Source organism: Haematobacter missouriensis (assembly GCF_000740775.1).
Classification (GTDB): domain Bacteria; phylum Pseudomonadota; class Alphaproteobacteria; order Rhodobacterales; family Rhodobacteraceae; genus Haematobacter; species Haematobacter missouriensis.
Genome location: NZ_JFGS01000017.1, coordinates 71,313 through 85,560, shown reverse-complemented (window position 1 = coordinate 85,560; position 14,248 = coordinate 71,313). Strand labels below are relative to the sequence as shown.

Sequence of the window (14,248 nt, the reverse complement as noted above, 5' to 3'; positions counted from 1 at the left end):
GTCAGCCCAAATTGCTCCGAAGGCAGAGGTCACAGGTTCGAATCCTGTCGGGTGCGCCAATAAAATCAAGTAGTTGGAAGACGCGCTTGATGTCGGGAAATCCCGCAATGAGCATACAATGAGCATTCGGACGGAAATCGTTTGCCACGCTTTCTGAGAATCGAATTGACTCGCCTTGGCCGGAAGAACAGATCCGCGCGACTGCCGGGGTTTTCCATTCACCGGCGAAGAGAGGCCTCGGCGAATGTCGAACGCTTTCTGCCTCAGCCTTAAACGGCGTCGAACCTGGCGGGTGAAAGCGGCCCCGTGGACAGAGCTGCAGCCTTCGTGACGATCTCCGTCCCAGACCGCGAGCCTCCCGTCCACCGCTGGAAGAATGACGACGTGCCGCGGCTTGAGGGGCACGCGCATCAGTCTCGCTGGGAAAAGCGGAGCGCCGCTTGCCGGCGTTGCCGTGGCTTTGAACGTCCAAGAACGTGGTAGCTGCCGTCCAACTTCCTATGAAAAAGCTGCCCTCGGCCTCCGACCGCAAAAGGCGCTTCCAGCGATCCTCTTCCGGGGAGCGCGGATACGGTTGGCGTCAAGGTGAATTTGGCATCCCGTGATTGCTGGTCTCGCAGGATAAAAAGGCTGCTGCGAATTTTTCCGTCCCAAACCCTCATTGACAGACCAAAGGCCAACACCACGTGGCGGGCAATCGTCGCATCAGCTTCGCAGAGGGCCATCCCCATGGCGTGACGCTCGCCGCCCGCTTTTCGTGAAAGGAGACCGCTCGATCCAGCGAATGATGCACACGGCCGGCCATGCGCTCCAAAAACGGCTAGGCCGGCCTGATGGCGTCACGCGCCGGACGGGGCAACCTGAGTTCTAGTCCTTGTCAAGACAGATCCAGGCTGCACGTACACGCCGGTTCCATGCCGCGCTAAGCTCCGGGATCAAAAAGCCAGTCGATCCGCGTGCCTAAACCTTATTTCTTGCGCGCAACAAAATGGCCCGATGGGGTCGTTTATTCCACTGTCACGGATTTCGCCAGGTTACGGGGCTGATCGACGTCGGTGCCCTTCGCGACGGCGGTGTGGTAGGCGATGAGCTGTGCGGGTATTGCGTAGAGGATCGGGGCGAAGGGAGCGGGCGCTTCGGGCATGTGTATCGTATCGGCGACGCCGGATCCTGCTTCGTGAATGCCCTGATGGTCGGAGATGAGCAATACCTTGCCCTTGCGTGCCATCACTTCCTGCATGTTGGAGACGGTCTTGTCAAAAAGTGCATCTCGCGGGGCCATCACGATCACCGGCATGGTTTCGTCGATCAGAGCGATTGGCCCATGCTTCAGCTCGCCCGCCGCATAGCCTTCCGCGTGTATATAGCTGATTTCCTTTAGTTTCAGCGCGCCTTCAAGGGCGAGAGGGAACATAGGTCCACGCCCGATGAAGAGCGCGTCCTTCGCTTCGGAGAGCTGACGGGCCAGGCGCTCGATCTGATCGGACTGGCCGATGGCAGTGTTGAGCAGGCCGGGCAGGCTGCGGAGTGCCGCGACATGGCCGCGCAGTTCCTCAGGCGAGATACGGCCCCGATCCACCCCCGCCCGCAGCGCGAGAAGCGCGAGGATAAGGAGCTGACAGGTGAACGCCTTGGTGGAGGCCACGCCGATCTCGACCCCGGCGAGGATCGGCAGCGCACCATCCGCCTCCCGCGCGATGGTGGAGGTGGCGACGTTCACGATACCCACCGTCTGCGCGACCTGACCCTGCGCGTGGCGGAGCGCCGCGAGCGTATCGGCGGTCTCCCCCGACTGGCTGACGAAGAAGGCCAGCGATCTGGGCGACAGTACCGGTTCGCGATAACGGAACTCCGAGGCGAAGTCGGTATCCACCGGCAGGCCCGCGAGCTGCTCGAACCAGTATTTCGCCACCTGACAGGCGATATAGGCTGTGCCGCAGGCGGACATCGCCACCCGGTCTGCGCTGGCGAAATCAATCTCGATGGGCAGCACGATTTCCCCATCGGCATTGATGTAATGGGAAAGCGCGTCGCCCAGCACCACCGGCTGTTCGGCGATCTCCTTGGCCATGAAGTGCTTGTAGCCGGCCTTTTCGATCCGCGCCGCGTCCATGCGGATCGTCTCCATCTTCCGGTTCGCGCGCCGTCCCGCTGCATCATAGATGACGGCACCGGAGCGGCGGATCACGGCCCGGTCGCCTTCCTCCAGATAGGTGATCCGGTCGGTCATGGGGGCGAGGGCGATGGCGTCGGACCCCACGAACATCTCGCCGTCGCCATGCCCGATGGCGAGGGGAGAGCCCTTGCGCGCGACGATCATCAGATCCTCCTCGCCATCGAACAGGAACCCGAGCGCAAAGGCGCCCTCCAGCCGTGCCACCGTTGCGGCGGTGGCGGCGTCGGCATCCATGCCCGTTTCCATGTAGCTGCGGGTGAGGGTAGCCACAATCTCCGTATCCGTGTCGGAATCGAAACTGTAGCCCTGTTCCTCCAATTCGGCCTTCAGCGCGCGAAAGTTCTCGATGATGCCGTTATGCACCACCGCGACCCCGCCCGAGACATGCGGATGCGCATTGCGGACGGAGGGCGCACCATGGGTGGCCCAGCGGGTATGACCGATGCCGGACTTGCCGGCCAGCGGCTCATGCACCAGCAGGTCCGACAGGTGGACGAGCTTGCCCGTCGCCCGCCGCCGGTCAAGATGGCCATGGTTGACAGTGGCGATACCCGCGCTGTCATAGCCGCGGTATTCCAGCCGCCGCAGCGCTTCCACCAGCATGGGGGCGACTTCGTGATGGCCCAGAACGCCGACGATACCACACATGTCACTTGCCTCCCTTGGCGCGCTTTGCTGCGCGGAGCCGTTCAAAGAACCGCAGGGCGAAGCCGGGCTTCACCTCCTGCTTGGCGCGGGCGACGCCGAGGGCGCCTGCCGGAACATCCGCCGTGATGACGGAGCCTGTCGCGGTCATCGCATCGTCACCGATCCGAACGGGAGCGACCAGCATGGTGTCCGATCCGATGAACACCCGCGCTCCGATCTTCGTCCGGTGCTTGTTCACGCCGTCGTAATTGCAGGTGATGGTGCCCGCACCGATGTTCGTCTCCTCACCCACGCTCGCATCGCCGATATAGGTGAGGTGGTTGACCTTGGCGCCCTGCGCGATGGTGGCGTTCTTGATCTCTACGAAGTTGCCGACATGCACCCCTTCCGCCAGTTCCGCACCGGGGCGGAGCCGGGCGAAAGGCCCGACCGTCGCGCCTTCCGAGACGTGGCATCCCTCCAGATGCGAAAAGCCCCGGATGCGCGCGCCCGATTCCACCGTGACGCCCGGCGCAAAGATCACGTTCGGCTCCACCACCGTGTCGCGGCCAATGGCGGTGTCCCACGAGAAATGCACCGTCGCTGGATCGAGCAGCGTCACGCCGTTCTCCGCCGCCTCTCCGCGGGCGCGAGCCTGAAAGGCAGCCTCCGCGGTGGCGAGCTGGGCACGGGTGTTCACGCCCATCGTCTCCACCTCCGCACAGGTGACGGCGGTGGCGGACAACCCCTGCGCCCGGCCGAGCGCCACGATATCGGTCAGGTAGTATTCACCCGCCGCATTTTCGTTGCCGACCTCCGAGACGAGCCGCAGCAGCGTGGCCGCATCTGCACAAAGCACCCCGCTGTTGCACAGCCCGATACGGCGTTCGCTCTCCGTCGCGTCCTTGTATTCAACGATGCGGAGCAGGGTGTCGCCCTCCATCACCAGACGGCCATAGCGTCCGGGGTCTGCCGCCTCGAAACCCAGCACGACGATATCGTGCTGCTTCCGTGCGGCCAGCATCTCCTCAAGCGTTTCGGCGCGGATGAAGGGTGTATCGCCGTAGAGCACGATGGCGTTCCCGGCGAAGCCCTCCAGCATCGGCGCGGCCTGCAACACGGCATGGGCGGTGCCAAGCTGTTCGGCCTGCTCCACGGTGCGGACACGCTCATCAAACTCTTCCACGACGCCGGCGACCGCAGCTCCGCCATGTCCTGTCACGACCACGCTGCGCTCCGGCTCCAGAGGCGCGGCGGAGAGCAGCGCATGAACCACAAGCGGCGCCCCTCCCACTTCGTGCAGAACCTTGGGCAGGTCCGAATTCATTCGTGTTCCCTGACCTGCTGCCAGAACGATGAGTGCCGTCGCCATACGTCTGATCTTCCCTTCCTGTCGCGCCCGTTTTACCGAGAGCCTCGCCTGCCGCAAGAGCGCGGGCCATCACATGAATTTACGGGACGTTTCAAGGAGCGGCGGATGCGGACGGTGATATTCGATCTCGATGGAACGCTGGCGGACACATCCGCCGACCTGATCGCCGCCGCCAATGCCTGTTTCCAGTCGCGTGGCGAGGGGACGCCGCTTGATCCCGTTGCGGATGCCGGAACGGCGTTTGCGGGTGGACGCGCCATGCTCCGGCTCGGCCTCTCGCGGTTGGGACGGGAGTGGAGCGAGGCGGATGTGGACGCTGATTTCCCCCTGCTGCTCAAGGCCTATGGTGAGGATATCGACCGCCACACCCGCCTTTATCCCGGTGCGGTGGAGGCGGTGGAGGCGCTCCGCGGGCGGGGGGACAGGGTGGGCATCTGCACCAATAAGCCCGAGGGGCTGGCGGAGACGCTTCTTGCCCGGCTCGGCGTGCGGGACCTGTTCCAGTCGCTGATCGGCGCCGACACGCTTGCCAGCCGTAAACCCGACCCGGAACCCTACCGGCAGTCCGTCCTCCGCGCGGGGGGAGAGGTCGCCTGCTCGCTTCTTGTCGGGGATACGGTGACGGACCGGAACACCGCGCGGGCGGTGGGAGTGCCGGTGGTGCTTGTCACGTTCGGCCCGGAAGGCCCCGGCATCGCCCGGCTGGAGCCGGATGCTCTGCTCGATGACTATGCCACGCTGCCGGGGTTGGTGGAGCGCCTTCTGCCGCTGTGATCTCTTTTTCGCGACTGCTTCGGCGATCAGGAACATCGCTGCTCGCCCGCTGTTGTTATCCTGCCAGCCAGACTGGCAAGGAGTTGGAGGACTCAAAATGGCAACCAATCAACATGGCTCGTCCGACAAGGACAAGAAGAGCGGCCAGATGAAGCAGGATATGGATCACAACAAGGGCGGCCAACAGGGCGGCTCGAAGTCGTCCAATCCGGGGAATTTCGCCAATGATCGGGAACGCGCCTCAGAGGCGGGCCGGAAGGGCGGCGAATCCTCACACGGAAGCCGCTGATCCCAGGGTTGCAAGAAAGGCCGGCCGGGTAGTCCCGGCCGGCCTTCTCATGCGCGTTGTAGCGGTGTTTCAGTCGAGCGCGACGGTGGAAATCGCCATCTTGGCAGAACCCTCCACCACCTGATCGCCATGCGAGACGTAGATCAGCGTATGATGCGCCTCATCGTATATCCGGCGTACCTTCAGCGATTTGAAGATGATCGACCGCCTCTCGCTGAAGACCTCCTCTCCCTTTGGTCCCTTTTCTATGTCTCCCAGCGTCACCGGCCCCACTTTGGCGCAGGAGATGGCCGAGTTCGAAGGATCCTCGAACCAGTTGCCCTGCCGCAGCCTGTCGATCGTTGAACGGCTGAAGTAGGCGACATGGCAGGTGACGCCCTGTACCTTCGGGTCGTCAAACGCCTCCACCACGACATCGTTTCCCATCCAGTCCACGCCTATGCGACCGACTTCTTCGGCAAATGCGGTGGTGGCCGCGAACGACATCGAAAGGGCAATAACGATACGGCGCATCTGGAGTCTCCATTTCGGCCAGATCATTTGCGCGATTGACCGGGTTCGAGGCCAGCGATATTTATTGAACACACGTTCAATTCCGGGGAGGGAATCGGGATGTTCATGGCGTCGATGCGCTTCGATCTGGGCGAGGATATCGAAACGCTGCGCGAGGCGGTCCATCGCTGGGCGCAGGAGCGGCTGAAGCCCATGGCGGCAGAGATCGACCGCACGAATGAATTTCCCGCGCCGCTGTGGAAGGAACTGGGCGACCTTGGCGTGCTGGGCGTCACCGTGCCGGAGGAATATGGCGGAGCGGGGATGGGATACCTTGCCCATGTCATCGCGGTGGAGGAGATCGCGCGGGCGTCCGCCAGCGTCTCGCTTTCCTATGGCGCCCACTCCAATCTCTGCGTGAACCAGATCAAGCTGAACGGCACGGAGGAGCAAAGGGCCAGATACCTGCCGAAGCTCGTCTCCGGCGATCATGTCGGCGCACTTGCCATGTCGGAGGCGGGAGCCGGGTCGGACGTGGTGTCTATGAAACTCCGCGCCGAGAAGCGGAACGGCTATTACGTGCTGAACGGCACGAAATACTGGATCACGAACGGGCCGGATGCCGATACGCTGGTCGTCTATGCCAAGACCGACCCGGAGGCCGGATCCCGCGGCATGACCGCCTTCATCGTCGAAAAGACCATGACGGGCTTCTCCACCTCCCGGCATTTCGACAAGCTGGGGATGCGCGGTTCCAACACCGCGGAGCTGGTGTTCGAGAACGTGGAGGTGCCTTTCGAGAACGTTCTGGGCGGGGAAGGCAAGGGCGTGCGGGTGCTGATGTCGGGGCTGGACTACGAACGGGTGGTCCTGTCGGGTATCGGCACGGGGATCATGGCCGCCTGTCTGGATGAGGTGATGCCCTATATGCACGAACGCCGCCAGTTCGGACAGGAGATCGGGAGCTTCCAGCTCATGCAGGGCAAGATCGCGGACATGTACACCGCGATGAACACCGCCCGGGCCTATGTCTATGAGGTGGCGAAAGCCTGCGACCGGGGTGAGGTGACACGGCAGGATGCCGCCGCCTGCGTGCTCTACGCCTCCGAGCAGGCGCAGGTGCAGGCGCATCAGGCGGTGCAGGCCTTTGGTGGCGCGGGATTTCTGAACGACAGCGTGGTGAGCCGCCTGTTCCGTGACGCGAAGCTCATGGAGATCGGGGCGGGCACCAGCGAAATCCGCCGCATGCTCATCGGGCGGGAACTGATGTCGGTCACGGCCTGAGGAGGGCGCCATGAAACTCGTCTCCGCGGCACTGACCGCTTCCGAAGGCTTCCGCGCCAATCGTGCGGCCCATCTGTCCCTGCTGGAAACGGCGGCGGAGGCTGCGGCCCTGGCCGCCGCAGGAGGCGGCGACAAAGCCCGCGCCCGCCACGTGGCGCGGGGCAAGATGGCGCCGCGGGAGCGGGTCGCCAACCTGCTGGACCCCGGCTCGCCGTTTCTGGAGATCGGCGCAACCGCCGCGCATGGCATGTATGACAATGCCGCCCCCTGCGCCGGGCTGATTGCCGGGATCGGGCGCGTGGCGGGGCAGGAGGTGCTCATCGTCTGCAATGATGCGACGGTGAAGGGCGGCACCTACTATCCCATGTCGGTGAAGAAGCACCTCCGCGCGCAGGAGATCGCGGAGGAGAACCATCTTCCCTGCGTCTACCTTGTGGATTCGGGCGGCGCGAACCTGCCCCAGCAGGACGAGGTCTTCCCGGACCGGGAGCATTTCGGCCGCATCTTCTACAATCAGGCGCGGATGAGCGCGAAGGGCATCCCGCAGATCGCCGTCGTCATGGGGTCATGCACCGCAGGCGGGGCCTATGTGCCGGCCATGTCCGACGTGACGATCATCGTGAAGAACCAGGGCACGATCTTCCTCGCCGGCCCTCCGCTGGTAAAGGCGGCGACGGGGGAGGTCGTGTCGGCCGAGGATCTGGGCGGCGGGGACGTGCACACGCGCCTGTCGGGTGTTGCCGATTATCTGGCGGAGGACGACACGCACGCACTGGCGCTGGCGCGTCAGGCCGTGGCCGGGCTGAACCGCACGAAGCCGTTTACCGTGACGATGCAGTCGAGCGAAGAACCGGCCTATGACCCGGAGGAGATCCTCGGCGTGGTGCCTGCCGACCTGAAGACGCCCTACGACATCCGGGAGGTCATCGCCCGCGTGGTGGACGGCTCCCGCTTCGACGAGTTCAAGGCGCGGTTCGGCGAGACGCTGGTGACGGGATTCGCCCATGTCACGGGGATCCCGGTGGGGATCATCGCCAACAACGGGGTGCTGTTTTCCGAATCCGCCGTGAAGGGGGCGCATTTCGTGGAGCTGTGCTCGCAACGCGGCATTCCGCTGGTGTTCCTGCAGAACATCACCGGCTTCATGGTGGGGCGGAAGTACGAGAGCGAAGGCATCGCCCGCCACGGGGCAAAGCTGGTCACGGCGGTCGCGACGACGGAAGTGCCGAAGATCACCATGTTGGTCGGCGGCTCCTTCGGCGCGGGGAACTATGGCATGGCGGGGCGGGCCTATTCGCCGCGGTTCCTGTGGACATGGCCGAACTCGCGCATTTCCGTCATGGGTGGCGAGCAGGCAGCGGGCGTGCTGGCAACGGTGAAACGCGAGGGTATCGAACGCACCGGCGGAAGCTGGAGCGCGGAGGATGAGACCGCGTTCAAGCGCCCCACCATCGAGATGTTCGACCGTCAGAGCCACCCGCTCTATGCCTCTGCCCGGCTGTGGGACGACGGGATCATTGACCCGCGCAAGACGCGCGACGTGCTGTCCCTCAGTCTCTCGGCGAGCCTGAATGCGCCTGTCGGTCAGACGCGCTTCGGCGTGTTCCGCATGTGAGGCATAGGATGAGAAACCCCTCGCAACCAGCGGATTCCACGGGCAGTCGAAAGGATCGGCGGATTTCGCCGGAGCGGGTTGCCTTTGCCGATGCGACCGGTCAGAAGCGGGACGATGTTCACGCTTCTTTCTCCACCGCGGATGCTTCGACGCGCCCTTCGGCTGCGGTCGCGGCTGCTGTTTCTTGTCCTGCTGGCGACACTGGGACCGGCCGGGCTGGATATGGGTATGGCGGTGGTCAAGCCCATTCACGAGGGCAACGGCAAGACCTGCCGCATCTGGTCCGTCACGGATGGAGACACGCTGAAGCTTGCCTGCCTGACCCGCGGTCTGGTGAACACGCGGCTGCGCGGCTTCGACACGCCGGAACTGTTCAGCCCCGGCTGCCCCTCCGAATTCGCAAGGGCGGTTGCCGCGACATGGCTGCTCCGCTGGAAGCTCTGGGGGGCAGAGCATATCGAGGTGCGGATTGGCTCCCGCGATCTCTACGGGCGGTCACTGGCGACGGTGCTGCTGGACGGCAGGCCGCTTGCCGCGATCATGGTGTCAAGCGGTCTGGCGCGGGCCTACGATGGCGGACGCAGACAGGGCTGGTGCGGCGGCCTGATCTGAGCGCAGGTCTGAACAATGGGGCGGGGGGATGACGCCGCATTGCCAGGAGGGCCGCCTGTCGGTTGTCGTGGCCGACATCACCACGCTGCATGTCGATGCGGTGGTGAATGCCGCGAACCGCTCGCTTCTAGGTGGCGGGGGCGTGGATGGCGCGATCCACCGTGCCGCCGGGCCTGAGTTGCTGGCGGAGACGCGCACCCTCGGCGGGGCCGAAACCGGAGAGGTGAAGGTCACGAAGGGATACCGATTGCCCGCCCGCTATGTGATCCATGCGGTAGGCCCCGTCTGGAGGGGCGGGACGGAGGGGGAGGCCGCACTGCTCGCCTCCTGCTACCGCCGCGCGTTGGAGGAGGCGGAGAAGCTTGGCCTCGCCTCCATCGCGTTTCCGTCCATATCCACCGGCATCTACGGATATCCCGCGGAAGCCGCCGCTGGGATCGCCGTCAACACTGTGCGGGAAGCGCAGGCGTCGCTCGACGTGATCTTCTGCTGCTTCTCCGAGGAACAGGCGCGCCTGCATTGCACGGCGCTGGGGAGGGAATGATGTTCCGCAAGATCCTGATTGCCAACCGGGGCGAGATCGCCTGCCGCGTCATGGAGACCGCCCGCCGCATGGGGATTGCGACAGTGGCCGTCTATTCCGATGCGGATGCCGGCGCGAAACATGTGGCCATGGCCGATGAGGCCGTCCATATCGGCGGCCCGAAGCCGGCTGACAGCTATCTGCGCGGCGACCGGATCATCGCTGCCGCGCGGCAGACAGGCGCAGAGGCGATCCACCCCGGCTACGGCTTCCTGTCGGAGAACCCAGAGTTCGTCGATGACGTCACCGCGGCAGGGCTGGTGTTCATCGGTCCCTCGGCCAGCGCCATCCGCGCGATGGGCCTGAAGGACGCCGCGAAGCGGCTGATGCAGGAGGCGGGCGTGCCCGTGGTGCCGGGTTATCTTGGCGCGGATCAGGACGCGACCCGGTTGGCTCAGGCCGCGGCGGAGGTCGGCTATCCCGTGCTCATCAAGGCGGTGGCGGGCGGCGGCGGCAAGGGTATGCGGCTGGTGGAGACCCCCGATGCCTTTGCCGAGGCGCTGGCCTCCGCGCAGGGAGAGGCGCGCACCGCTTTCGGCAATCCCGACGTGCTGATCGAGAAATACGTCGAAAAGCCCCGCCACATCGAGGTGCAGGTGTTTGGCGACGGCACCGATGCCGTTCATCTTTTCGAGCGGGACTGCTCGCTCCAGCGTCGCCACCAGAAGGTGATCGAGGAAGCTCCGGCCCCCGGCATGACGGCGGAGATGCGAGCCGCCATGGGCGAGGCGGCGGTGAAGGCCGCGCGCGCCATCGGCTATGCCGGTGCGGGTACGATCGAATTCATCGTGGACGGGTCTCGCGGGCTGCGCCCTGACGGGTTCTGGTTCATGGAGATGAACACCCGCCTTCAGGTCGAGCATCCAGTGACGGAAGCCATCACCGGCATCGACCTTGTCGAGTGGCAGATCCGCGTGGCGGCGGGTGAGCCGCTGCCCGCGCGGCAGAGCGACCTTGCCATTCACGGCCATGCCTTCGAAGCGCGCCTTTACGCGGAGGACGTTCCCGCGGGCTTCCTGCCCGCGACGGGGCGGCTCGAACATCTTGCCTTCCCGGCCGGCGTGCGGGCCGACAGCGGTGTGCGGCCGGGCGATGCGATCAGCCCGTGGTATGATCCGATGATCGCCAAGATCATCGTTCACGGCCCGAACCGGGAGATCGCGCTTTCGCGCCTGGCTGCGGCGGTGGAGGGCACGGAGGTGGCAGGGAGCGTCACCAACCTAGCGTTTCTTGCCGCACTGGCGCGCCATCCCGGCTTTGCGGCGGGAGAGGTCGATACCGGCCTCATCGCGCGTGATCTGGCAGAACTCACCGCTCCGCCGCCCGCACCGCCTGCGGTCGCGCCGCTGGCCGCGCTTGCCGTGGCGGGTCTTGCGGGTGGGGGGAGTGAGCATACGGGATTCACGCTCTGGACGCCGCTCCGCCAGACCGTCGCCTTCATGCTGGACGGCGAGGAGCGGAGCGCCGTGGTGCTGCCGCTCGCATCCGATCATTTCCGGGTGGAGATCGGTGAGGTCATCCACGAATGCGCGTTGCGGCAGGGGCAGTGGTGGGTTGACGGCGAGAAGGCGGAGGTGCGGATCGTGCCGCTCTCCGTGGGCGTCGGGCTCTTTGCTCATGCCGCTCATATCGCGCGGCCCGTCGATCAGCTTGCCCGTGCCGCAGAGAGCGGTGCCGGCGGCAATGCCGTGCTGGCGCCGATGCCGGGGTTGGTGAAGGCCGTTTTCGTGACGCCCGGGGCGACGGTGGAAAAAGGCCAGCGGCTCGCCGTGCTGGAGGCTATGAAGATGGAACACACCCTCGCCGCGGGGCGGGACGGCACCGTGGCCGAAGTGCTCGCCGGCGAAGGATCGCAGGTGGAGGCCGGCGCGCCGCTCATCCTGCTGGAGGAGGAGGCATGATCCGGCTTCATCACGTTCCGCAGGCGCGTTCGTTCCGCATCCTCTGGCTTCTGCTGGAAATGGGGGAGCAGCCGGAGGTCATCATACACTCCATGCTCGACAAGTCCCTGCGCTCGCCGGATTATCTCGCGCTGTCACCGGCGGGGCGGGTTCCGGCGCTGGAGATCGACGGGCGGCGGCTGTTCGAATCCGGCGCGATCACCGAGTATCTGTGCGAGACCCGCGCGCCGCAGCTGGGCCGTGGGCCGGGTGACGTGGAGCGGGCTGATTGGCTTGAATGGCTGCACTTCGCGGAAACCATCGGCCAGCATCTTGCCAACCTGACGCAGCAGCACATCGTGCTCCGGGAAGATCACATGCGCTCTCCCACCGTGATGCGGCTGGAGGCGAAGCGGCTCGAAAAGACGGTGGAGGTCGTGGAACGGGGTCTCGAAGGCCGCGATTTTCTGCTGTCCTCCGGCTTTTCCGCGGTGGATGTGCAGGTGGGATACGGCGTCATGATGGCGCGCCGTTTCGTGCGCTTCGACGCCTTTCCCTCCGCCTCCCGCTGGCTGCATCACTTCGAGACGCGCCCCGCCTTCCGCCGCGCGCTGGAGGAGGATGGTGAGGCCGAAATCTACACCCGCGATTTCTATGAGGCACCGAATGCGTGACGTCGAGATCTTCGAGGTCGGCCCGCGCGACGGGCTGCAGAATGAAAAGCGCCTGATCCCGGCGGCGGAAAAGATCGCGCTCGTGGATCTGCTCTCCACCGCCGGCTACCGCAGGATCGAGGTGGCGAGTTTCGTCAGCCCGAAATGGGTGCCGCAGATGGCGGATGGGGCGGCGGTGCTGTCCGGCATCCGCCGGGCGCCGGGCATCAGTTACGCGGCCCTTGCGCCCAATCTGAAGGGCTATGAGGCAGCAAGGAGCGCGCGGGCGGATGAGGTCGCGGTGTTCGGCTCGGCCTCCGAAGGGTTCTCGAAGGCGAACATCAACGCGACGATCGCGGAAAGCATCGAACGCATGAAGGGGGTCGCGGCGGCAGCCAAGGCCGACGGAATCCCTGTGCGCGGCTACATCTCCTGCGTGACAGATTGCCCCTATGACGGGCCGACACCGCCCGCCCACGTCGCGCGTGTCGCGGCAGCGCTCCGCGACATGGGCTGCTACGAGGTGAGCCTCGGCGACACGATAGGGCAGGGCACGCCGGAGACGATCCGCGCAATGCTGGAAGCGGTGATGCAGGAACTGCCCGCGGAGCGGCTGGCGGGTCATTATCATGACACGGCGGGACGGGCGCTCGACAATATCGCCGCATCGCTGGAACTGGGCGTGAGGGTCTTCGACGCGGCGGTGGGCGGTCTTGGCGGCTGCCCCTATGCGCCGGGGGCCAAGGGCAATGTCGCGACGGAAGCCGCCGTTGCGTTTCTGGAGGAGGGCGGTTGGCGGACCGGCCTTGACCGCACGGTCATCGCCGAAGCGGCGCAGATGGCCCGTAACCTGCGCAGTCCCGAAGCCGCCTGACCCCACCCGGCCCAACGGCGTCCAGCGCGCGGGGGACGCCCCCCGCGACCCCCGGCTCGGCCGCCCCTCCCTTGCCCTGATCCTGTCCGAAACGGAGATGCCGAGATGACCGAGACCACCCTCGCTGAGTCCACCCGCGCTGAAACCATACGCCTCGAGATCGACGCGCGCGGCGTCGCCACGCTGACCCTCGCGCGGCCCGAACGGCACAATGCGCTTTCGGCGCAGATGATGGATGAGTTGTCCGAAGCGGCGCGGCGGCTCGGGGAAGACCCGTCGGTCCGGGTGGTGATCCTCGCGGCAGAGGGCGAGAGTTTCTGTGCAGGCGGCGACCTTGGCTGGATGCGGGAGCAGATGCGGGCCGATGCGACGCAGCGCGCGCGGGAGGCACGGCGGCTCGCCGACATGCTTGGCCTGCTGGACCGCCTGCCGAAGCCGCTGATCGGCCGCATTCAGGGACAGGCCTTCGGCGGAGGGCTCGGCATGATCTCCGTCTGTGATACCGCGATCGGAGTGACGGGGCTGAAGCTCGGGCTTACGGAGGTGCGACTCGGGCTGATTCCGGCGACGATCGGGCCTTATGTGGTTGCGCGACTCGGCGCCGCGCGGGCGCGCCGTGTATTCTTCTCTCCCCGCATTTTCGGCCCGGAGGAGGCGCTGTCGCTTGATCTGTTGTCGCGCGTGGTGCCGCCAGGAGAACTGGATGCGGCAGTGGAGGCGGAGGTGGCCCCCTATCTCACTGCCGCGCCGGGCGCGGTGGCCGATTCCAAGGCTCTCGTACGGCGACTCGGCGGCGGGGTGACACCGGAGATGGTGGATGCGACGATAGGCGCACTTGTTGCGCGCTGGGAGACCGCCGAAGCGGAGGAGGGGATCGCCGCATTCTTCGAGAAACGCGCACCTGCCTGGCGTGACGGCTGAGCTCGGCTCTTCGTTGAAAACCACGGGAAATGCGCCGCCGGATACGTCCGGGAATCGGTTTGGTTCCGTTTTCCGGCGCGAGTGCCTGAAAACGCG

13 protein-coding genes are annotated in these 14,248 nt (G+C 65.6%); 10 read left to right on the top strand and 3 right to left on the bottom strand.

Annotated features, from left to right (window positions below; all coding sequences use genetic code 11):
- Positions 1–1,006: 1,006 nt before the first annotated feature.
- A complete protein-coding gene (gene glmS / locus CG51_RS11655) occupies positions 1,007–2,824 on the bottom strand; it encodes a glutamine--fructose-6-phosphate transaminase (isomerizing) (protein WP_035745169.1) in 1,818 nt (605 codons plus the stop codon).
- Position 2,825: 1 nt separating this feature from the next.
- Entirely contained in the window at positions 2,826–4,175 is a 1,350-nt protein-coding gene (gene glmU / locus CG51_RS11650) for a bifunctional UDP-N-acetylglucosamine diphosphorylase/glucosamine-1-phosphate N-acetyltransferase GlmU (protein ID WP_035745167.1), read from the bottom strand.
- A gap of 105 nt (positions 4,176–4,280) precedes the next feature.
- On the opposite strand from glmU, the gene CG51_RS11645 reads away from it, so the two are divergent.
- The gene (locus tag CG51_RS11645) at positions 4,281–4,949 is read left to right on the top strand and encodes an HAD-IA family hydrolase (protein WP_035745164.1); all 669 of its coding nucleotides are present in this window, start codon (positions 4,281–4,283) and stop codon (positions 4,947–4,949) included.
- Positions 4,950–5,046: 97 nt separating this feature from the next.
- Positions 5,047–5,238, top strand: a complete 192-nt coding sequence (locus tag CG51_RS11640) for a con-10 family general stress protein (RefSeq protein WP_035745162.1) — start codon at positions 5,047–5,049, stop codon at positions 5,236–5,238.
- 69 nt (positions 5,239–5,307) lie between these two features.
- Here CG51_RS11640 and CG51_RS11635 read toward each other — a convergent pair whose 3' ends face one another.
- The gene (locus CG51_RS11635; protein WP_035745160.1) at positions 5,308–5,751 is read right to left on the bottom strand and encodes a CreA family protein; all 444 of its coding nucleotides are present in this window, start codon (positions 5,749–5,751) and stop codon (positions 5,308–5,310) included.
- 99 nt (positions 5,752–5,850) lie between these two features.
- On the opposite strand from CG51_RS11635, the gene CG51_RS11630 reads away from it, so the two are divergent.
- From CG51_RS11630 to CG51_RS11595, 8 genes are all read left to right on the top strand, one after another.
- Complete coding sequence (locus tag CG51_RS11630) at positions 5,851–7,014, top strand: isovaleryl-CoA dehydrogenase (protein WP_035745158.1); 1,164 nt, start codon at positions 5,851–5,853, stop codon at positions 7,012–7,014.
- 10 nt (positions 7,015–7,024) lie between these two features.
- Positions 7,025–8,629, top strand: a complete 1,605-nt coding sequence (locus tag CG51_RS11625; RefSeq protein ID WP_035745157.1) for a carboxyl transferase domain-containing protein — start codon at positions 7,025–7,027, stop codon at positions 8,627–8,629.
- 114 nt (positions 8,630–8,743) lie between these two features.
- Positions 8,744–9,241 (top strand): thermonuclease family protein, encoded by a 498-nt coding sequence (locus CG51_RS19190; RefSeq protein WP_051930482.1) that lies wholly within the window; start codon positions 8,744–8,746, stop codon positions 9,239–9,241.
- Positions 9,242–9,269: 28 nt separating this feature from the next.
- Positions 9,270–9,785: an O-acetyl-ADP-ribose deacetylase gene (locus CG51_RS11615; RefSeq protein WP_035745155.1), complete on the top strand. Its 516-nt coding sequence runs from the start codon at positions 9,270–9,272 to the stop codon at positions 9,783–9,785.
- A complete protein-coding gene (locus CG51_RS11610; RefSeq protein WP_035745152.1) occupies positions 9,785–11,725 on the top strand; it encodes an acetyl/propionyl/methylcrotonyl-CoA carboxylase subunit alpha in 1,941 nt (646 codons plus the stop codon). Before CG51_RS11615 ends, CG51_RS11610 begins: the two co-directional genes overlap by 1 nt.
- The gene (locus CG51_RS11605; protein WP_035745150.1) at positions 11,722–12,378 is read left to right on the top strand and encodes a glutathione S-transferase family protein; all 657 of its coding nucleotides are present in this window, start codon (positions 11,722–11,724) and stop codon (positions 12,376–12,378) included. The genes CG51_RS11610 and CG51_RS11605 overlap by 4 nt, the downstream gene beginning before the upstream one ends.
- Positions 12,371–13,231: a hydroxymethylglutaryl-CoA lyase gene (locus CG51_RS11600; RefSeq protein WP_035745148.1), complete on the top strand. Its 861-nt coding sequence runs from the start codon at positions 12,371–12,373 to the stop codon at positions 13,229–13,231. The genes CG51_RS11605 and CG51_RS11600 overlap by 8 nt, the downstream gene beginning before the upstream one ends.
- Positions 13,232–13,336: 105 nt before the next feature.
- Positions 13,337–14,152, top strand: a complete 816-nt coding sequence (locus CG51_RS11595; RefSeq protein ID WP_051930480.1) for a crotonase/enoyl-CoA hydratase family protein — start codon at positions 13,337–13,339, stop codon at positions 14,150–14,152.
- Positions 14,153–14,248 lie beyond the last annotated feature (96 nt).

Bases quoted from the DNA above. Each gene is read 5' to 3' on its own strand.
- CG51_RS11595 (WP_051930480.1), top strand. From the start codon at position 13,337: ATGACCGAGACCACCCTCGCTGAGTCCACCCGCGCTGAAACCATACGC.
- CG51_RS11600 (WP_035745148.1), top strand. From the start codon at position 12,371: ATGCGTGACGTCGAGATCTTCGAGGTCGGCCCGCGCGACGGGCTGCAG.
- CG51_RS11605 (WP_035745150.1), top strand. From the start codon at position 11,722: ATGATCCGGCTTCATCACGTTCCGCAGGCGCGTTCGTTCCGCATCCTC.
- CG51_RS11645 (WP_035745164.1), top strand. From the start codon at position 4,281: ATGCGGACGGTGATATTCGATCTCGATGGAACGCTGGCGGACACATCC.
- CG51_RS11625 (WP_035745157.1), top strand. From the start codon at position 7,025: ATGAAACTCGTCTCCGCGGCACTGACCGCTTCCGAAGGCTTCCGCGCC.
- CG51_RS11630 (WP_035745158.1), top strand. From the start codon at position 5,851: ATGTTCATGGCGTCGATGCGCTTCGATCTGGGCGAGGATATCGAAACG.
- CG51_RS19190 (WP_051930482.1), top strand. From the start codon at position 8,744: ATGTTCACGCTTCTTTCTCCACCGCGGATGCTTCGACGCGCCCTTCGG.
- CG51_RS11640 (WP_035745162.1), top strand. From the start codon at position 5,047: ATGGCAACCAATCAACATGGCTCGTCCGACAAGGACAAGAAGAGCGGC.
- glmU (WP_035745167.1), bottom strand. From the start codon at position 4,175: ATGGCGACGGCACTCATCGTTCTGGCAGCAGGTCAGGGAACACGAATG.
- CG51_RS11610 (WP_035745152.1), top strand. From the start codon at position 9,785: ATGTTCCGCAAGATCCTGATTGCCAACCGGGGCGAGATCGCCTGCCGC.
- CG51_RS11635 (WP_035745160.1), bottom strand. From the start codon at position 5,751: ATGCGCCGTATCGTTATTGCCCTTTCGATGTCGTTCGCGGCCACCACC.
- glmS (WP_035745169.1), bottom strand. From the start codon at position 2,824: ATGTGTGGTATCGTCGGCGTTCTGGGCCATCACGAAGTCGCCCCCATG.
- CG51_RS11615 (WP_035745155.1), top strand. From the start codon at position 9,270: ATGACGCCGCATTGCCAGGAGGGCCGCCTGTCGGTTGTCGTGGCCGAC.